17 protein-coding genes and 2 pseudogenes are annotated in these 19834 nt (G+C 32.4%); all 19 read left to right on the top strand.

Features of this window, described 5'->3' with window-relative positions; genetic code table 11:
• The first annotated feature begins 625 nt into the window (after positions 1 to 625).
• A complete protein-coding gene (locus LRP84_RS14995; protein WP_230575823.1) occupies positions 626 to 1366 on the top strand; it encodes a YveK family protein in 741 nt (246 codons plus the stop codon).
• Positions 1315 to 1977: a CpsD/CapB family tyrosine-protein kinase gene (locus LRP84_RS14990; protein ID WP_230575822.1), complete on the top strand. Its 663-nt coding sequence runs from the start codon at positions 1315 to 1317 to the stop codon at positions 1975 to 1977. Before LRP84_RS14995 ends, LRP84_RS14990 begins: the two co-directional genes overlap by 52 nt.
• Positions 1978 to 2346: 369 nt before the next feature.
• Complete coding sequence (locus LRP84_RS14985) at positions 2347 to 4173, top strand: polysaccharide biosynthesis protein (RefSeq protein WP_230575821.1); 1827 nt, start codon at positions 2347 to 2349, stop codon at positions 4171 to 4173.
• Positions 4174 to 4230: 57 nt separating this feature from the next.
• Positions 4231 to 5385 carry a glycosyltransferase family 4 protein gene (locus LRP84_RS14980; protein WP_302850602.1) on the top strand — a complete coding sequence of 385 codons (1155 nt, stop codon included), beginning with the start codon at positions 4231 to 4233 and terminating at the stop codon, positions 5383 to 5385.
• On the top strand, positions 5370 to 6479 hold the full coding sequence (locus LRP84_RS14975) for a glycosyltransferase family 1 protein (RefSeq protein ID WP_230575820.1): 1110 nt from the start codon (positions 5370 to 5372) through the stop codon (positions 6477 to 6479). The genes LRP84_RS14980 and LRP84_RS14975 overlap by 16 nt, the downstream gene beginning before the upstream one ends.
• 5 nt (positions 6480 to 6484) lie before the next feature.
• Complete coding sequence (locus LRP84_RS14970; RefSeq protein ID WP_230575819.1) at positions 6485 to 7378, top strand: glycosyltransferase family 2 protein; 894 nt, start codon at positions 6485 to 6487, stop codon at positions 7376 to 7378.
• A gap of 32 nt (positions 7379 to 7410) precedes the next feature.
• Entirely contained in the window at positions 7411 to 8472 is a 1062-nt protein-coding gene (locus LRP84_RS14965) for an EpsG family protein (protein ID WP_230575818.1), read from the top strand.
• A 40-nt stretch (positions 8473 to 8512) separates the two neighbouring features.
• Positions 8513 to 9289 (top strand): annotated as a pseudogene (locus tag LRP84_RS14960) (glycosyltransferase family 32 protein); the annotation flags it as partial.
• Positions 9282 to 9899 (top strand): acyltransferase, encoded by a 618-nt coding sequence (locus LRP84_RS14955; protein ID WP_230575816.1) that lies wholly within the window; start codon positions 9282 to 9284, stop codon positions 9897 to 9899. The pseudogene LRP84_RS14960 and the gene LRP84_RS14955, both read left to right, overlap by 8 nt.
• A 12-nt stretch (positions 9900 to 9911) precedes the next feature.
• Positions 9912 to 11114: a glycosyltransferase gene (locus LRP84_RS14950; protein WP_230575815.1), complete on the top strand. Its 1203-nt coding sequence runs from the start codon at positions 9912 to 9914 to the stop codon at positions 11112 to 11114.
• 88 nt (positions 11115 to 11202) lie between these two features.
• On the top strand, positions 11203 to 12234 hold the full coding sequence (locus LRP84_RS14945) for a glycosyltransferase (protein WP_230575814.1): 1032 nt from the start codon (positions 11203 to 11205) through the stop codon (positions 12232 to 12234).
• 17 nt (positions 12235 to 12251) lie between these two features.
• Positions 12252 to 13412, top strand: a complete 1161-nt coding sequence (locus LRP84_RS14940; RefSeq protein WP_230575813.1) for a polysaccharide pyruvyl transferase family protein — start codon at positions 12252 to 12254, stop codon at positions 13410 to 13412.
• A 13-nt stretch (positions 13413 to 13425) separates the two neighbouring features.
• Positions 13426 to 14616 carry a glycosyltransferase gene (locus tag LRP84_RS14935; protein WP_230575812.1) on the top strand — a complete coding sequence of 397 codons (1191 nt, stop codon included), beginning with the start codon at positions 13426 to 13428 and terminating at the stop codon, positions 14614 to 14616.
• 12 nt (positions 14617 to 14628) lie between these two features.
• Positions 14629 to 15828 (top strand): glycosyltransferase, encoded by a 1200-nt coding sequence (locus LRP84_RS14930; RefSeq protein WP_230575811.1) that lies wholly within the window; start codon positions 14629 to 14631, stop codon positions 15826 to 15828.
• Positions 15829 to 15875: 47 nt separating this feature from the next.
• Complete coding sequence (locus LRP84_RS14925; RefSeq protein ID WP_230575810.1) at positions 15876 to 16436, top strand: acyltransferase; 561 nt, start codon at positions 15876 to 15878, stop codon at positions 16434 to 16436.
• Between the two features lie 39 nt (positions 16437 to 16475).
• Entirely contained in the window at positions 16476 to 17681 is a 1206-nt protein-coding gene (locus LRP84_RS14920; protein ID WP_230575809.1) for a glycoside hydrolase family 88 protein, read from the top strand.
• Positions 17682 to 17895: 214 nt separating this feature from the next.
• Positions 17896 to 18015: pseudogene (locus LRP84_RS14915) on the top strand (glycosyltransferase family 2 protein); the annotation flags it as partial.
• A gap of 78 nt (positions 18016 to 18093) precedes the next feature.
• Positions 18094 to 18558, top strand: a complete 465-nt coding sequence (locus LRP84_RS14910) for a hypothetical protein (protein WP_230575808.1) — start codon at positions 18094 to 18096, stop codon at positions 18556 to 18558.
• 1 nt (position 18559) lies between these two features.
• Positions 18560 to 19834: lipopolysaccharide biosynthesis protein (locus LRP84_RS14905; protein ID WP_230575807.1), on the top strand; the 1275-nt coding region annotated here is incomplete at its 3' end.

Here is a 19834-nt window from a genome sequence, read left to right as displayed (position 1 = left end):
TAGAAAGAGTGATTCTATTAGCTCCGTGATGTATAAATTTTTGATGATTAATCTTATTTATCCTGTTATTCACAGACAGTAAGATCCCGCCTTAAAATTCTGAGAAAACAAAACAGATAGGCGGGGAATAATTACCCTTAAGAGCCTGAATGGTGAGAACTTTTCGTTAGTCGGGATGAAAACAATCTCCTACTAATGGAAGCCTTACTTTATATTTGCTAATTTAATATTTTTAAAAATTTTGCCAAAAAATCTGTATTTGTAGAAGGTAAATACAGAGGATTATTAGAAGATTTAGGAGAAGAATTAGGTAGGAAATAAAGTTTCTCAACTTTCCGGTAAAAAATGGTAGGATAACAAAATAGAAAATGATATATTATGAGGAGAAAAGAAAGAATTTGCAGAATAATTTATATTGACTTGTTCTATATAAAGAACTAAAATCTATTTTAAATAGAACGTATTGTGTTTTATTCAATGAGGTGATGTTCTTGTGTATGAAAAGTTTTTCAACATTTTTCTAAAATATCTGAATAAAAATGTTTTTATAGGGTGAGTAGTTTGGATATTCTAAAATCTATAAGTAGTGCTTAGTATATTTATAAAAAATTTGCGGGGTGAAATTATGGAAAAGGAAATAAATCTTAAGAATTTATTTGCTGTTATAAGAAGACGACTATGGGTCATTGTGGTGCTTACAATAATCATTACATCGGTAGGAGCAGCTTATAGTATTTTCTTTAAAACCCCATTATACGCATCTTCTTCAAGAATACTCATTCCAGCAAATAATGACACTGTGAACACGCTTAAAGTAATGATAAATGAACCAGTTGTGATGGAGAAAGTAGCTGCGGAATTGAACATTAATAGATCAGCGAGCACATTAAGCGGACAAATAAGTACTGAAAGTGTGCAAAGCTCGCAGATAGTGAAAATTACTGTGGTTGATACGGACCCCGTACTTGCAGCTAAAATTGCGAATACTACAGCAGCTGTTTATAAGCAAGAGGCTGCAAGTACATTGAAATTTAATGATGTCAGCATCTTATCGGAAGCGACAGCAACGAAATACTCTGTACCAATAAACATAAATCATACTAAAACGATAATGATTGCCTTCTTTGTGGGGTTGGTATTAAGCGTCGGCTTCATCTTCTTACTAGATTCTCTGGATGATACGATTAAATCGGCGCGTACTATTGAAAAATTATTAGATATCCCTACTTTAGGGAGTATTTCTAAAATGAATAAGAGAAACATAGTAGACAAACAGAGTAAAAGGGAACCTGTATCATTAAGGGGGCGAGACAATTGGTTTATAAAAGTAGAAGAAAAAGAGACAAAATCAAGGAAAAAAGCCTAGTTACTTATACTGCACCAAGTTCCAAAGTTGCTGAAGAGTATCGTGCGATTCGTACGAATCTCCAGTTTTCATCTGTTACCTGTAAAGATAAGACCATCGTTATTACTTCTCCGAGATTTGGGGAAGGAAAATCAACTACTACGGCTAACCTTGCTGTATCTATAGCTCAACAAGGTGAAAAAGTATTGGTAATTGATGCTGATTTACGAAAGCCAACAATTCATAAAATATTCCAAATTGAAAACACAATGGGGCTAACAAATATCTTGAGTGGCAAAGCAACAATGGAGGGGGCTGTGGTGCAAACAGGAATTGGAAGACTTTATGTATTAACAAGCGGCCCAATTCCGTTTAATCCAGCTGAGATGCTTAGTTCAGTAGCAATGGAGACTTTAATTCAAAAAGCAATGGAGCAATATGACATCATATTATTTGACTCTCCGCCAATTTTAGAAGTAACAGATACCAGTATTTTAGCTGATCGGTGTGATGGGGTAGTATTAGTAATAGGATGTAACCATACTGTAAATGAGGATGCAGTGGAAGCTAAAAGAATAATAAGTTTTACAAGAGGAGAATTAGTGGGGGCTATTTTAAATAATAAAGTATAAGGATTTAATGCGTAGCTGGTTAAATGGCGTAAGCATTTTTTGAATTTGTTTATAGAAGCATTGAGATAAAGACTTTTGTTTAACGAGATAATAATTCTTTTAAATTATTATGTTCTTTATAAAGAACATAATAATTCTTTTTGGAGATTGGATGTGGTGATGTCTCCTTACCGGTATCAATGGAGGCACTCGGTCATGCTGTGGGTTGGAATAAACCTTAGATGCTAGTCATCAAGAGCGTGATGTGAGGACGGGTTAGATGCCCAAATTTTATTAGATTAAAGCTTTTAGCTATGAGTTTTTAAAAAGATCTTATAGTTAAAAGCTTTAATTTTTTTTGAAGTAATAATTAAAAAGGAGGGAAGGTTTATGACATATCGGCAAAGGCTACCGTTATTGTTTTTAGTGGATTCACTCATTGTATTAAGTGCAATTTTCTTTAGTTATTTTTTTGTAAATGCTAGTTTCCATGTTATTACGTTATCATCAGTAATTAGTTCTATAACCTTACTAATTAGCCATCATTTTTTTGCTTTTATTTACAAGTTGTATAAAAAGGCATGGGAATATGCAAGTATAGGGGAATTAATAATTATTTTTAAAGCCGTTACATTTTCTATTATCACTACAGCTTTTGTACAACAAGTAATGATACATAAGATTTACTTTCGTTTACTTGTTGTAACTTGGATGATTCATATTTTATTAATTGGCGGATCGCGTTTTCTTTGGCGAATGTATAGGGATGCATATTTTAAAAAGGATGATACAAAAAAGAGAACCTTAATTATTGGCGCTGGTTCTGCAGGAACAATGATAACAAGACAATTGTTAAAGAACAATGATACAGAATTATTACCCGTTGCATTTATTGATGATAATGTGAAAAAACATAATCTTGATATTCTAGGGATTCCAGTGATCGGTGGAGTGAATCAAATTGAGCGTGCTGTTCAAGAGCTAAATATCGAGAGTATTATAATAGCAATTCCCTCACTTAGTAAAAAAAGTTTGAATGCTATTTTTAAAGAGTGTTCAAAGACGAAAGCGAAAACGCAAATTCTTCCTATGCTAGAAGATTTAGTAACAGGAAAAGTTTCAGTTAATGAATTCCGTGATGTTCAGGTGGCGGATTTGCTAGGCCGTGATCCGGTTGAATTAGATATGAATAGCATTTCAGAATACATAACTGACAAAGTTATTTTAGTGACTGGTGCTGGCGGTTCAATTGGTTCAGAGATTTGTAGACAAGTTGCAAAATTTAATCCGAAGCAATTAATTTTATTAGGTCATGGCGAAAACAGTATTTACTCCATTGAAATGGAATTGAAAGAGTTATATGGTAACACGGAGATTACATTTATTTCAGAGATTGCAGATATACAAGATAATAAAAAGATGATGTCGGTGATGAACAAATATCATCCGCATGTTGTCTATCATGCTGCTGCCCATAAACATGTACCGTTAATGGAACATAATCCAGAAGAAGCTGTAAAAAACAATTTAATTGGGACGATGAATATTGCAGAAGCAGCAAGCTGGCATAATGTAGAGACGTTTGTCATGATTTCTTCTGATAAAGCAGTGAATCCAACTAGTGTCATGGGAGCAACGAAAAGGCTGGCTGAAATGATTATTCAGCACAAAGATAAAACGAGCCATACAAAGTTCGTTGCTGTTCGTTTTGGCAATGTATTAGGAAGTCGAGGCAGTGTAATTCCGTTATTTAAAAAACAAATTCAAAAAGGCGGACCAGTTACAGTTACTCATCCAGATATGGTTCGTTACTTCATGACTATTCCAGAAGCATCAAGACTCGTTATACAAGCTGGAGCTTTAGCTATGGGCGGAGAAATTTTTGTATTAGATATGGGAGAACCAGTAAAAATTGTCGATCTTGCCAAAAATTTAATCAAACTATCAGGAAACTCTATTGAAGAAATTGAAATAGAATTTACTGGAATGAGGCCAGGGGAAAAACTTTTTGAAGAGTTGTTAAAAGATGATGAAATCAATGAACAACAAATTTATCCGAGAATTTATGTGGGAAAAGAAACTAATATTTATATAGAAGAAATTGAAAAAGTCATTTCTACATATTCTGGCTTGGATAAAGAGGAGTTACGAACAAAGCTACTATATTTAGCTAATAATCATGATATCTCAAAAATACCAATATCGATCTTTGGTTAAATGTCTGCGAAAACTGTACCTTAATCGAAAATATAGTTGAATGGGTGTGTGATCTAAGTGCCTAAGAAAGTGTTGTTTTGTGCAACAGTTGACTATCATTTCAAAGCATTTCATTTACCATATATGAAATGGTTTACAGAGCAGGGCTGGGAGGTACATGTTGCTGCAAACGGCAATATAGAGCTTCCATATGTAGATAAAAAGTATGACATTCCTATCCAAAGGTCGCCTTTTAAACTGCAAAACTTTTATGCATATAAGGAGCTTGCATCAATCATCAATAAAAATAAGTACAGCATCATTCATTGTCATACACCTATGGGAGGGGTACTTGCACGCTTAGCTGCAAGAAAAGCAAGAAGACAAGGAACAAAGGTGATATATACAGCTCATGGATTTCATTTTTGTAAAGGAGCCCCGCTCATAAACTGGCTTGTATATTATCCAATTGAAAAAGGACTAGCTCCTTATACAGATTGTCTCATAACAATCAATAAAGAAGATTACAATCTTGCTGTGAAACATCACTTTAAAGCAGAGGGTATTGAGCATGTTCATGGAATAGGAGTGGATACAGAATATTTTAGACCAGTAAAAGAAGTTCGTAAACGAAATTTAAAGATGCAACTTGGTTATAAGCCAGACGATTTTTTAATGTTTTATGCTGCTGAATTTAACAAAAATAAAAATCAGCAATTCTTGATTCATTCATTAGCTTTACTAAAGAATGAAGTTCCTAATGTAAAACTTTTGCTTGCAGGAAACGGTTCATTAATGAAGGAGTGTAAGAAACTGGCTGTTCGCCTAGGAGTTGCCGAGATGGTCCATTTCCTCGGTTATCGAACTGATATTGCTTCATTATTACCAATGTGTGATATTGCTGTTGCATCCAGTATTCGTGAGGGTTTGCCGGTTAATATTATGGAGGCTATGGCTTGTGGTCTTTCGGTTGTAGCTACTGATAATAGAGGACATAGGGAACTTATTCTCAATAATGAAAATGGTTGGATTGTAAGGAATGACAATATAGAAGAGATGGCTAATAAAATCAAACTTCTTGCCCAAAATCCTAATTTGAATGTTCAGTTTGGGATTACTGGGCGTATTATGATTGAAAATAAATATACCATCGATAAAGTATTAGAAGAAAAGAAAGGTATTTATGCGGTGTTTATGGGTGAAATGGAGGAGTTAAAGTGGGCTGTCCATTAAGGATATTACACGTAGTTGTGAATATGAATCGAGGCGGTGCTGAAACTCTAATTATGAATTTATATCGAAATTTAGATCGATCTAAAGTCCAATTCGACTTTCTGACCTGTAAAGAAGGCGTGTTCGATGAGGAAATAGTAGAGCTAGGCGGAAAAGTTCATAGAATTCCATATATTACTGATGTGGGACATATGGGATACATGAAAGCTTTAGGCACCTTCTTTGCATCTCATCAAGAATATAAAATCGTGCATTCGCACATGGATAAAATGAGTGGGTTTGTACTTCGCTCAGCCAGAAAAGCAGGTATACCAATTCGAATTGCTCACAGCCATAATACGAGCAGCGAGGGTGGTGTTGCAGCCAAAATGTATAAATGGTACGCAGGGAATTTTATTTTATCATGTGCAACACATTTGCTAGCTTGCTCAAATGCCGCTGCCCAGTGGTTATTCGCAGATAAAGCAACTGCAGCCAAAATCGTAAAGAATGGGATTGAATGTGATAGATTTGCATTTTCTTCTAATATTAGAAAACAAGTGAGAGAGGAATTACAACTTTATCAAGATACTTTCGTAGTTGGACACGTCGGAAGATTCGCGCATCAAAAAAATCATTCCTTTCTTATAGACGTATTTGCACAATTAATCAAGTTGAAACCGGACTCTATTCTTCTATTAGCGGGAGATGGTCCACTTCGCTTAGAGATTGAAAAAAAAGTAGAAGAGTTGAATTTAAGGAACAATGTAAAGTTTCTTGGGATACGAAGCGATATAGAAAAGCTGCTTCAGGCATTTGATGTGTTTGTATTTCCGTCTATTCATGAGGGATTGCCGGTTACTCTTATAGAGGCACAAGGAACTGGATTACCTTGTATTATATCGGATGCTATTACACAGGAAGTTGATATGGGAATGAATTTAATTGAACGTTTCCCTCTGACCGACAAAAAGATATGGATAGAAAAATTAAGCAGTATATCAGTTAGAAATTTACCAAGGGATATATCCGATCAAGCATTATCTAAAAAAGGGTACGATATAAAAAATACTGCGGGATTAACGCAAGATTTTTATTTAGCAGTGTCGAGGTGAATTATTTGAAGAAGTTAACTATTTTTACCCCTACTTATAACAGGGCATACTGTCTTCACAATTGTTATGAGAGTTTGAAGCGTCAAACATGTAAAGATTTTGTATGGTTAATTATAGACGATGGTTCCAGTGATCATACAAAAGAGTTGGTGAGTGGCTGGATTGCTGAAAATCGTATAGAAATAAGATATCACTGGCAACAAAACCAAGGCATGCATGGTGCTCACAATACAGCCTATGAGATGATCGACACGAAACTAAATGTATGTATTGACTCTGATGATTATATGCCCGATGATGCCGTAGAAAACATTCTTTCTTTTTGGGAGAGACATGGAAGTGATGAAGTCAGCGGCATAATTGGACTTGACTCGTATACAGATGGACGAATCATTGGTTCGAAGTTACCAAAAAATATTAAACGCTCAACACTTTTTGATCTCTATAATAAGCATGGTGTAACGGGTGATAAGAAACTTGTATATCGTACGGAATTGACGAAGAAGTACCCGTACCCAGTTTTTAAAAATGAAAAGTATGTAGGATTAGCATATAAGTATTATATGCTCGATCGGCAGTATGAAATGTTACTGATGAATGAAATCCTTTGCTGTGTAGAATATCTGCCTGATGGTTCATCCATGAACATGCTAAACCAGTACATGAGAAATCCGAAAGGTTTTGCTTTTTATCGTAAGGAACTTATGAAGTTGCCATTTGTAAACCGATCCTTTAAATATAGACAGGCTATTCACTATGTATCCAGCAGTTTTATATCAAAAAATAGAAGGTTTATGAGTGAGACACCATGTAAAACTCTTACACTTTTCGCTATTCCGCTTGGGATTATGCTGTATTGTTACATTACAATGAAAACAAGAACCCCAGAAGTAACATAGGGGTTTAGTAAGATGTTGAAAGGAAATAACAAATGACTATACTTTGGATGAATCTTGCTATAGTATTTATGTTCTCTTTTTTTGCAAGATATTTTGCTATGCCTGTGACCACGGGGCCTGCATTGATAAAGCCGAATCAATTTCTGATTTTAATGGCCTCTCTATCGCTTGTGTTGGTAGCTGGGCTTCGAAATAATATCGGAGATACATACTTTTATATGCATGCGTATACTATTACTGATTTTAATTGGGAGTATATTCAAAAAAACAAAGACATGGGATTCAATATTTTTCAAATGGTTTTACAAAAGTATACTGATGATCCTCAGGTCATGGTTTTTATTACAGCATTGATAACAAATGTACTAATCGTATTCATTCTATATAAGTATTCAAGGCTAATCGATTTAAGCTTATATGTCTATATCACATCTGGGATGTACTTAACATCAATGAATGGGATTAGGCAATATTTAGCTGCAGCTATAATTTTTGCTGCCACCAAATATATCTTTGATGGTAACTGGAAAAAATACATTCTCATTGTTCTGCTTGCATCAACATTTCATCAGAGTGCGCTTGTTCTGATACCAATATATTTTATAATTCGAAGAAAAGCTTGGTCAGCAACAACGTTTATCCTTCTTTTTTTAGCGGTACTAATCGTGATAGGGTTTAATCAATTTTCTGAATTTTTCTTTGCTGCGATAGGGGATACTCAGTATGGTTATTATAAGGATTTTCATGAAGGTGGTGCCAACATCCTTAGGGTTGCTGTTGATGCTGCACCGCTCATACTTGCGTACTTTGGTAGAGAAAGACTTAGAGAACTTTTTCCAAAGAGTGATTACATTGTAAATATGGCATTATTGGGTGCAGTTTTTATGCTTATTTCAACACAAAACTGGATTTTTGCAAGGTTTGCTATTTATTTTGGATTATACCAATTAATATTAATTTCTTGGGTTGTAAAGCTGTTTACTAAAAAGGATCAGAAGTTTGTCTATTATGCAATTCTAGTATGTTATTTTGTTTATTTTGTTTATGAGCATGTTATTACTTTGAGGATTATTTATAAGAGTAATTTTTTATGATGTTATCCTTTCTTTATAGAAATCTAAAAGTAAGCAAAGGAGGTTTACGTTGAAAGATATGGAAAAAATTCCTCGCATCATCCACTACTGTTGGTTTGGAGAAAAAGAAAAACCTGATATAGTTAAAAGATGTATAGATAGTTGGGAAAGGAATTTATCGGAATATGAAATAAAAGAATGGAATGAAAATAACTTTGATATAAATTGTAATTCATATGTCAGAGAGGCTTATAAATTTAGAAAATTTGCATTTGTCAGTGATTACGTAAGAGTATATGCTCTCTATAAATTTGGGGGGATTTACTTGGATACGGATGTCGAAGTATTCAGACCATTTGATAATATGCTGCATCATGACTCGTTTTGGGGATTTGAGCAAGAAAACTACATTGCTACAAGTACGATAGGAGCAGCTAAAGGGAATAAGCTCATAAAGATATTTTTAGACTCGTATGAAGAGAAGAATTTCATGAAAGCAGATGGAAGCCATGATGATTTGACCAATGTAGCTATCGTAACCGAGTTATTGAAAAATATAGGGCTAAAAATGAACGGGGAATATCAGGAAATAGAGGATATAGGAGCTTTTTATCCTCAAACATATTTTTCTCCATATGATTATATTAATTGCAGAAAATTTATAACAAAAAACACATATGCTATGCATCACTTTTATAAGAGTTGGTTGCCACTAAAAGTGAGGATTAAAAGTAAAATAAAATTGACTTTATCAAAAATTATAGGCGGTGATAATATTGCGAAAATAAGAGGATATGTGAGGAGAAAAGGAGTGCTCAAGGAGAAATACTATGATTAGTATATCGAAAAAAATATTTCAAATGTTAGTTACAGAAGGGCGTAATAGAGGGGTATATTTTACTATATTGATGAATATTTCACATTTGATAGGTATCTTAAGAGGCTTTTTTTATAAGATCATTTATTTTCGGAATATAAATTGTTCCATCTTTTCACTTCAAGCTAACAGTAGGATAGAAATTTTTAATAAAAAGGCAAAAGTTAACATAGGTAAATTTGTGTTCATAAGAAAAAATGCTAGTTTTAGGATTGATTCTAATGGAGTGTTGAATATAGAAGAGAAAGTATTCATTAATGATAATTGTAATATTAATTGTGTAAATAAAGTATCAATTGGAAGAAATACGAAGATTGCTCCCAATGTATGTATTAACGATCATGACCATAATTATAAAAATCCTGCAGGTAACCATCTTGTTAAAGGTGAGGTAATAATAGGCGAGAATGTTTGGATTGGTTCTAATGTTGTAATTTTAAGGGATACAGTAATAGGAGATAATGTTGTAGTAGCTGCTGGAAGTGTTGTAAAAGGACATATACCTTCTAATACACTTTTTGTAAATAAAAGAGAGAACATTTCTATCAACTACAATAGTAAAAGTAGTTAGCGAGGAATTTCTATGAAGAAAAAAGTTTTAATCTCTATTTATGATATGGAAATTGGTGGAGTAGAAAGAAGTTTAATTAATATGCTTGAAAGTTTTGATTTTAACAAATATGATGTAGATTTATTGATATGTAATCATACAGGGGACTTTATGAATTTAATCCCTAAGCAAGTGAATGTATTGCCGGAAATTAATGAATATACTGTATTTAGAAAGTCGATTATACAATGCATACGAGAAGGACATTACTTAGCATCATCTGTCAGAATATTAAGTAAACTTGTAGCGGGTATAAAAGTAAAACGTAAGCATTTGAAAGAAGGATCAGGGTATATTCAAATGCAACTTGTGTCAAAGTATGCATCCTATTTTCTTCCTAAACACAAAAAGAAGTACGATGTTGCAATCAGTTATGCCTGGCCACATGATATTGTAGCTAACAGGATAGATGCGAATAAGAAAATAGCTTGGATTCATACGGATTATAGTACATTAGAAATCGATAATAAACTCGATCTTAATATGTGGAGAAAGTTTGATTATATTGCATCTATATCTGACGAATGTACAAATGCCTTTTTAATGAAATATCCATCATTGGAAAACAAAATTATTCTTATAGAAAATATCACTTCACCAGAATTTATACAGAAGATGGCTGATGATATCGTAGATTTCGATGGAGAAAAGGACAGGGTTTTTAACATTGTATCTGTTGGAAGATTGTCATATGCTAAGGGTTTTGATAGTGCTATAAAAGCCCTTAGGACATTACATGATAGAGGATTCAATAATATGAAGTGGTATGTGGTAGGATATGGTTCAGAGGAAGAGGTCCTTAGAGAATTGGTAGTGAAGCTTAATTTAGAAGACAACTTTGTACTATTAGGGAAGCAAATCAATCCATATCCATATATAAAAGTATGCGATTTATACGTGCAACCATCCAGGTATGAAGGAAAGGCTGTTACAGTTACGGAGGCTAAAATACTTGGGAAACCTATATTGATCACCAACTATCCCACTGCAAGCAGTCAATTAGATGATGGACTTGAAGGTATTATATGTGACTCAAGCATTGAGGGATTAGTTGAAGGTATCGAAAACTTATATAGAGACAGTGAGCTAAGGAGTAAATTAATCAATAATTTACGAAACAGAGATTACAGCAATGGTTACGAGTTAAATAAACTATATAAGATTATAGGTGCCTAAACAAAGTATACATCCATTTAGGAGATAACAATAAAGATGTGTTTATGATTATAACATAAGAGATTTTTGATAAAGGCGTGATTTAGGCATGAGCAAAAAAGTAAGTGTAATAATACCGGTTTATAATGCAGGAAAATATATCACTCAGTGTATAGAATCACTTTTAAATCAGACGCTCCAAGAGTGTGAGTTTATATTTATTAATGATGGTTCGACGGACAACAGCAGGAAAGTTATTGAGAAGTATAAAAAATTAGATGACAGGATAACACTTATAAATCAAGAAAATCAAGGTGTAAGTATTGCAAGGAATACCGGTTTACATGTTGCTACCGGAGAATATGTTGGATTTGTTGATGCTGATGATCATATAGAAAAAGATATGTATGAGATATTGTACAACTCAGCAAAACAGGGTAATTGTGATGTAGTTATATCAAATTTTAAGGGGGAGATGGAAGGACATAAGGTAATTGTAAAATATCCATTTCCTGTAAATATTATTCTTAAAACAGATTATATAGAGCAGGAGTTATTACCTTATTTCCTTAAGACAGAAAATTTAAATACTGTCGTAAATAAAATATATGGAAATAAACTAATAAGAGAAAATAACGTGAAGTTTCCAGAGAAGGTTGCGTTAGGAGAAGATGGAATGTTTAACATGCAATTCTTTAGTAATGCAACCAACATGAAATATATAGATTATGTAGGTTACCATTATAGAGAGGTAGCTGGTAGCGCTACTAGAAACATATCGGAAAAAGATTATTTTAAGAGAGCTGTAGAAGTGTATACCATGGAACTACCAAACGTATATACTGGTAAGATCAACAAAGTAAGGGTGCATCAGCTAAAGTCAATAAAATTTATAAATAGTGTAATGTCCTACATACATATTTATTTTACGCCATCTAGAGATGTAGGTTTAAGTAAGAGGTATAAATACGTAAAAAATATGATACGAAATAAATATGTTAGAGAGGCATTGCCTATATATTATAGTGAAATTTACAGCACGTTGGGTAGATATGAGCAGTTTATAGTAGATTTGATAAAAAGAAAATTAACTATTGGACTTTATTGTGCTGCTACCTACAGTAGATTCAGAAATAAATAATAGTGGGGGAGTTTTGTATGAAGATTATGATGTTTGCTCACGGCGGCAGTCTTAATAGGGGATGTGAGGCCATTGTTCGTTCCTCTACTAATATCATAAAAGATAAGATAGATGGAGCAAAGGTATATTTAGCATCAAGTAGGCCAAAAACAGATAAGATAATAACTCAGTTAGATGGAATATATGATGGTTCTAACAGTAGTATAGAGAAGTACTCATATGATTGGTGGATAAGTTTATTTAAAGTGAAGCTTTTTAATGATGAATCTTATGCGCTAGCTAAAATGGAAAATAACATAATTAAACGTATAAAAGATATGGATGTTTGCTTGTCCATAGGAGGAGATAACTATTGTTACGGAGAACAGCCTGCATTGTATGAAATAGATAAAAGAGTAAAAATAAAAGGAAAGAAATTGGTTTTATGGGGATGTTCTATAGGTGAAGAGGATATGTCTGAAAAAAAATTAGAAGACTTGAAATTGTTCGATTTAATACTTGCTCGGGAGACCATTACTTATAATTTACTAAAAGATAAAGGACTTAATAATGTGAAATTATGTGCAGATCCTGCATTTACGATGGAAAAAGAAGAATTAGAATTACCTAAAGGATGGAAAGAGGGAAATACGGTAGGACTTAATTTTAGTCCACTTGTATGGAAGAGAAATCAAAACTCTCAAGTCGCAGTAGGGGATTTAATTCATCACATACTAAATACTACAGATTTAACAATTGCTCTTACACCTCATGTTATACAGGATGAAAATAACGATTATGAAGTTCTATATAAGTATTACGAAGAGTTTAAGAATACAGATAGATTAATCATATTACCACATAATTTAAATGCAATACAATATAAGGGATATATAGCTAGGATGCGATTTTTTATAGGAGCTAGAACACATGCAACGATAGCTGCTTACTCAAATTGTGTTCCGACTATGGTATTAGGGTACAGTGTAAAATCGAAAGGGATAGCTAAAGACTTATTTGGAGAAGAGAAATTAGTTTTAAATATAGAAGAAATATCTAATAGCGATAAATTAAAAGCTAAATTTGATGAAATGGTACGGGAGGAAGAGGAATTGAGACAAAAACTAAAGCAGTCTATTCCTAATATAAAGAAGATGTCATATAAAGCAGTAGAATATTTACATGAATTAGTTAAGTAATTCGAGGTATATTATGAAAAAAAATTTATTATTTGTTATGCCAAGTTTGTCTGCTGGTGGCGGAGAAAAGAGTCTAGTGAATTTATTATCTCAAATAGATTATCAGTTATATAATGTAGATTTATTTTTGTTTCATCATGAAGGTATATTTATGGAATTCGTACCAAAAGAGGTACAAATTTTACCTATACCAGAGAAATATCATACGTTTACTTTACCTTTGTTTCAATCTATCAAAGAGCTTGTATCAAAAGAGAAAATATCACTGGCATATAATAGGTTGATGTTCTCTATAAAGAATAGAAACACTAAAAATATATCGATAAGAGAACAATATAATTGGAAGTATATTGCTAGCTCATTAAATCAAATAGAAAAACAGTATGATGTTGCTATAGGATTCTTAGAGAAAACTTCTACATATTTTTGTGTAGATAAGGTAAAAGCACACAAAAAAATAGGATGGGTACACATTGACTATAATAAATTAGGGATGGATCCGAACTTTGATGCCTTATACTTTAGAGAACTAGATAACATAGTTACTGTATCGGAAGAGTGTGCTAACATCCTAACGAACAGATTTCCTAACAAAAAAGATGAGATAAGCGTTATTTATAATATTGTATCACCAACAATGATACATAAAATGGCTAATCAGGAAAGTAAGGATGTTTATGATAGAAAAGATAATGAAATTATTATCATTTCAATAGGTAGGTTGCACTACCAAAAAGGTTTTGAGATGGCTATAGAATCCTGCAAGAAACTGATAGATAAAGGATATAAAATAGAATGGAACATTATAGGTGAGGGAGAAGAGAGAGAAAAATTAACCAATTTGATTAAAGTAAATAAGTTAGAAAACAATGTAAAATTGTTGGGGTTAAAATCCAATCCATATCCGTATATAAAGCAAGCAGATATTTTTGCACAAACGTCAAGGTTTGAAGGGAAATCTATAGCGATTGATGAGGCTAAAATATTGAATAAACCTATACTTGTTACCAATTTTAGTACTGCAAAAGATCAAATTGAAAATGGTATAAACGGCTTAATTGTCCATATGAAGCCAGAGGCTATTGCAGAAGGAATTGAGAAACTTATAAAAGATATAGAACTGAAAAATAAGTTAGTAAATAATTTGTCCAAAGAGAAGCTGGGAACTGAAGATGAAATATACAAGCTATATAAAATTTTTTAACGGGTGAAGCTCATGAAAAAAGAGATATTATTTGTAATGAATAATCTGCACTGTGGCGGGGCTGAAAAAGCCCTTATTTCCTTATTAGAAGTTATGGATTATTCTAAATACAACGTAGATTTATTTTTGTTTAAACATACAGGGATGTTTATAAATAAACTACCCAAAGAAGTTACTCTATTGCCAGAACCTATAAATTATAAGTATTTTGATATGCCTATAACACGGTCCTTAACAGAATTAATTAAAAAAGGAGATTTTAAAACGGTTTTTTCTAGGGGGATATTAGGATATCTGGCTAAAAAAGAAAATAATGGAGCTATAATTGAGCAAAAGTTATGGAGATATATGTCAAACTCAATAGATGAAATAAATAAGGAGTATGACGTAGCTATAGGGTTTCAAGAAAAAAACCCTACATATTTTTGTGTAGATAAGGTAAAAGCTAAAAGAAAAATTGGATGGATACACACTGATTACAATAAGTTAGGAATTGATTATAGTAAAGAGAAATTTTATTTTGGAAAACTAGATTATATAGTTACTGTATCAGAAGACCTAGTTAATATCTTAACGAAAAATTTCCCTGAATATGAAAAAAAAATTAAGTGTATACACAATATAGTTTCTTCAAGAATGATAAAGAAAATGTCATTAGAGAAAGTTGATTTTAAAGAAGAGGACGACAGAAGTATATCATTAATCTCTGTAGGGAGATTGGTTAAAGAAAAGGGATTAGATATATCCCTGGAAGCATTCGATATACTCGTTAGAAAAGGGCATGACATTAAATGGTATTTAATTGGAGAAGGCAATGTAAGGGAAGAATTAGAAAGTAGTATAAGGGAAAGGAAACTAGAAGAAAGAGTAAAATTATTAGGTTTAAAAGAAAATCCATATCCATATATAAAACGATCGGACATATATATACAGACATCGAGATATGAAGGTAAATCTATTGCGATAGATGAAGCAAAAATATTAGCAAAACCAATAATAATTACTAATTTTGAAACAGCTAATAATCATATAAGAAATAATATCAATGGAGTGATTGCAGAAATGAATCCTATGTCGGTAGCTAATAATCTTGAGTTATTAATAAAAGAAGAAAAATTAAGAAATAAGTTTATTGATAGCCTCAAAGAAGAAGAATTGGAGACAGAGGATGAAATTAATAATTTATATGAATTAATAAAAAGTAAAATATAGGATTGGTAAATAAGTTGAATAATGAAATAAATTCATTGGAGGAAACTATGTTTGATCGAATAAAAAAGTCTTTAATGGTAAGATTGGGAATGCTATCCCGTGAGGATTTAACAGTAGAAGCATGCTTGCAAAGAGGTATGAAGGTAGGGAGAAATTGTCATGGATTGTCTGGAAGTACAATTGATTTTGCACATTGCTGGTTAATAGAAATCGGTGATAATGTTACATTTGCCCCCCAGGCATATCTCCTTGCACATGACGCTAGTACGAAACGATATTTAGATTATACAAAAATAGCAAAAATAAAAATAGAGGACAATGCATTTATAGGAGCAAGAGCTTTAATAATGCCTGGAGTTACAATAGGTAAAAATGCTATTGTAGCTGCTGGAAGTGTAGTAACCAAATCGGTACCGGCTGGGTACGTAGTTGGAGGCAATCCAGCGAGAGTTATAGCAAAAACGGAAGATTATATTAACAAGCATCAATTAAATATGGAAACAGCATATATTTATGATAGAAGTTGGACAATAAGTGAGAATATTACATTAGATATGTGTACTAAGATGTCTGAAGAATTGGGTAATGCTGTTGGATATGTTAAGTGAGTATTTAAATTATTTCCATGTTGAAGGGACTATATAGAGATGATTTTCCAAAGTTTGAGCTACATCATAATTTTTATTATTTTAATAGCTATTATTATAGACTTAGTACCTGTAATCAAGGATTGGATACTAAGAATTCACATGGGTAGATATGAGGATAAATTTTTATGGAATAAATCTATAATTAAAAAAGGATCTAGATGGTTACTAAACACACCGAAAATAAAAGTAACAGATAATACAAGATTAGTTGTAATAGATATGTTAAAAGGGAATTACACAAACAGCGCTATACAGCATTGGCAAGAAGCATCATTAGTTTTAGGATTGTCTGAGTATTTAAAATATAATGATGATAAAGAAGTTGAAAATGAAGTTATAAAGTTTTTGGACTCGAAATTTGATAGTAATGGCCAATGGTTTGAAAAGCCTAAGTATGTAGATGGGGCAATACTTGCTTATTCTATCATGAAGTTGGATTTTATAGATGTATATCGATATAAAAAAGCATTAGATTATACATGGGAAATGATTAAAGATCATATAGGTGAAGATGGCACAGTAGAATATAGAAAGTTTATGAAAAGCTACAGGTATGTAGATACTATAGGATTTATATGCCCTTTCTTAGTTTGTTATGGCACTAGATATAACAAAAATGAGTGTGTAGATTTAGCAGTGAAGCAAATTAAAGAGTATGAGAAAAATGGAATGTTAGGTAAATATTATATACCATGTCATGTTTACAAGCTAGAGAATAAAGTACCGCTTGGATTATACGGATGGGGAAGAGGGCTTGGTTGGTTTGCAATAGGTCTTATAGATGCTTGGAATGAATTGCCGCAAGATAGCAAATATAAATTTGTGTTAGAAGAATGTGTTAAAAGGTTTGCAAAAGCTACCATAAGTTTTCAACAAGATAATGGCAGTTGGAACTGGACTGTAACTAGAAGTGAGAGCAGGGCTGATTCTTCCGCTACAGCCACGTTAGGCTGGTTTATGTTAAGTGCCGCAAAAATAGAGGAGATTTCAAAAGAATGTTTAGATAGTACAGATAGGGCTATAAGTTATTTAATGAAGGTTACGAGGAAAGATGGAGCAGTTGACTTTTCTCAAGGAGATACAAAAGACATAGGAGTATATTCCATGTTGTTCAATATATTGCCGTTCACTCAAGGGTTTTGCATTAGATCAATCAATTCATATTTGAGTAAGAGCCAAATAAAAAAGGATGGTTTTAAATGAGAATAATAGTGTTCACTCCAACGTATAACAGGGGCTATATTATAGAGAAATTATAAAGTTCATTACAAGAGCAAACATATACGGATTTTGAATGGCTAGTCATTGATGATGGCTAAAACGATAATACAGAGGAACTATTTAAATTATGGACGTTAGAACAAAGCCTATTTTCTATCAGGTACTATAAAGTTGAAAATGGGGGAAACACAGAGCGATTAATAAAGCTACTGATTTAGCTGAAGGAGAATTTTTTTTCATTGTAGATTCTGATGATTATCTTACAGAAGATGTTTTAGAAAGCATAGTAAAGTGGGAAGAAATCTTAGAAAATAAAAAAATATTTTGTGGCGTTTCTGGTAATAGAGGAAGAAGTGTTAGTGAATTTTTAGAAACAACATTTGAAAGGGAATATATGGATGCAACTTCGCTTGAACGTACGAAATTTAATATAACCGGGGATAAAGCTGAAGTTTTTTATACTAAAATACTTAGAAAATATAAGTTTCATGAATTTAAAGGAGGGAAATTTATTACAGAAGCTACCGTGTGGGATAGAATGGCTTATGATGGCTATAAAATAAGATGGTTCAATAAAACTATATATATATGCGATTACCTTGATGAAGGTTTAACTAAAAATATGAAAGAGATGTTTGCTAAAAACCCTAAAGGTACAGCATGTTATATAAAACAGCAAATTAAGTTTTATAAGTGCAATTTAAAAGGAAGATTGTCTTACTATAATTTATATTATGATTTTGTTAAATCTAATTTTAGATTAGAACAGGCTGCAAAGTACTTGGAAATTCAACCTGTTATTTTAATCTCCGCTATATTCCGGGCTAAATGCAAGAAACTCATGATAAGTAGGTTTTAATATGAGAGTAAAAAGTTCGATAATTAATATATCCGCTGGTCTTGGAAATCAAATTATTATTACATCCCTAAGCTTTATTTCAAGAACTGTATTCATTAATAGCTTAGGTGTTGAATACCTAGGAATAAACGGACTGCTTACCAACATACTGTCCATGCTGTCTTTGGCAGAGGTGGGAATAGGTTCTAGTATAATGTATAGTCTTTATAAACCAGTAGCTGAAAATGACCAACAGAAAATAAATGTGCTTATGCGATTGTACCGAAATGCCTATATGGTAATCGCTTTGGTTGTATTGTTACTAGGACTCTCATTAATGCCCTTTCTAGGATATTTTATTAAAGATTCAAGTGTTGATAATGTTCATCTAATTTATGCTATATTTTTACTTAACACAGTGGCACCTTATCTGTATTCACACAGAAGCTCGCTTCTAAATGTCTGCCAGAAAGGCTATATTGTAACAGGAGTATATTCTATATCCTCCATCACATCCACTTGTCTTAAGATAGTAGTGTTGCACTTCACAAAAAATTATATATTATATCTAGTCATAGATAGTATGGTTACAATAACTACTAGTATCTTTTTAGCAATTATAGTGAGCAAAATGTATCCATTTTTAAAGGATAAAGTGTCCAGTAAATTAGATAACGAAACTAAAAATAATATTATAAAAAATGTAAAAGCAATTGTTCTACAAAACATAGGAAACTACCTAGTGTTAGGAACGGATAACATTATAATCTCATCATTTGTTAGTGTGGCGGCAGTCGGGTTGTATTCTAATTATAATATGTTAATTGATATTTGCAGAACTTTTACTTATCAGATATTCAATAATACCTATCACAGTGTAGGGAATTTAGTAGCAAAAGAGAGTGTAGACAAGGTTTACAGTATATATAAGGTCTATACACTTCTCAATTTTTGGTTATATTCGTTTTTTAGCATACTGTTATGTGTTACTATAGAGCCATTTATTACTTTATGGATAGGTTCGAAGTTCTTAATGAGTAAAAGTGTATTATTTATATTGATAATTATCTTCTATGAAAGAGGAATGAGGAATGCTATAACTACCGTGAAGACTACAGCAGGAATTTTTCAGGAGGATAGGTATGCTCCTTTGTTCCAGGCTGCTGTAAACCTTATTATATCTATTATTTTGGTTCAGTATATAGGGATAGCAGGTGTTTTTATCGGAACGCTTATAAGTGTATTAGTGGTTCCGTTCTGGGTTACTCCTTATCTAGTATATAAGAAAGTATTTGAA

The sequence above is a fragment of the Bacillus rhizoplanae genome (assembly GCF_917563915.1).
In the GTDB taxonomy this organism is placed as follows: domain Bacteria; phylum Bacillota; class Bacilli; order Bacillales; family Bacillaceae_G; genus Bacillus_A; species Bacillus_A rhizoplanae.
The sequence above is the reverse complement of the archived record's forward strand: the minus strand, read 5'-3'. Positions and strand labels throughout refer to the sequence as shown.

Excerpts from the sequence above, each read along its gene's own strand:
- LRP84_RS14965 (WP_230575818.1), top strand. The coding sequence starts at position 7,411 with ATGACTATACTTTGGATGAATCTTGCTATAGTATTTATGTTCTCTTTT.
- LRP84_RS14955 (WP_230575816.1), top strand. The coding sequence starts at position 9,282 with ATGATTAGTATATCGAAAAAAATATTTCAAATGTTAGTTACAGAAGGG.
- LRP84_RS14910 (WP_230575808.1), top strand. The coding sequence starts at position 18,094 with ATGGATGCAACTTCGCTTGAACGTACGAAATTTAATATAACCGGGGAT.
- LRP84_RS14945 (WP_230575814.1), top strand. The coding sequence starts at position 11,203 with ATGAGCAAAAAAGTAAGTGTAATAATACCGGTTTATAATGCAGGAAAA.
- LRP84_RS14950 (WP_230575815.1), top strand. The coding sequence starts at position 9,912 with ATGAAGAAAAAAGTTTTAATCTCTATTTATGATATGGAAATTGGTGGA.
- LRP84_RS14935 (WP_230575812.1), top strand. The coding sequence starts at position 13,426 with ATGAAAAAAAATTTATTATTTGTTATGCCAAGTTTGTCTGCTGGTGGC.
- LRP84_RS14920 (WP_230575809.1), top strand. The coding sequence starts at position 16,476 with ATGATTTTCCAAAGTTTGAGCTACATCATAATTTTTATTATTTTAATA.
- LRP84_RS14985 (WP_230575821.1), top strand. The coding sequence starts at position 2,347 with ATGACATATCGGCAAAGGCTACCGTTATTGTTTTTAGTGGATTCACTC.
- LRP84_RS14925 (WP_230575810.1), top strand. The coding sequence starts at position 15,876 with ATGTTTGATCGAATAAAAAAGTCTTTAATGGTAAGATTGGGAATGCTA.
- LRP84_RS14930 (WP_230575811.1), top strand. The coding sequence starts at position 14,629 with ATGAAAAAAGAGATATTATTTGTAATGAATAATCTGCACTGTGGCGGG.
- LRP84_RS14940 (WP_230575813.1), top strand. The coding sequence starts at position 12,252 with ATGAAGATTATGATGTTTGCTCACGGCGGCAGTCTTAATAGGGGATGT.
- LRP84_RS14995 (WP_230575823.1), top strand. The coding sequence starts at position 626 with ATGGAAAAGGAAATAAATCTTAAGAATTTATTTGCTGTTATAAGAAGA.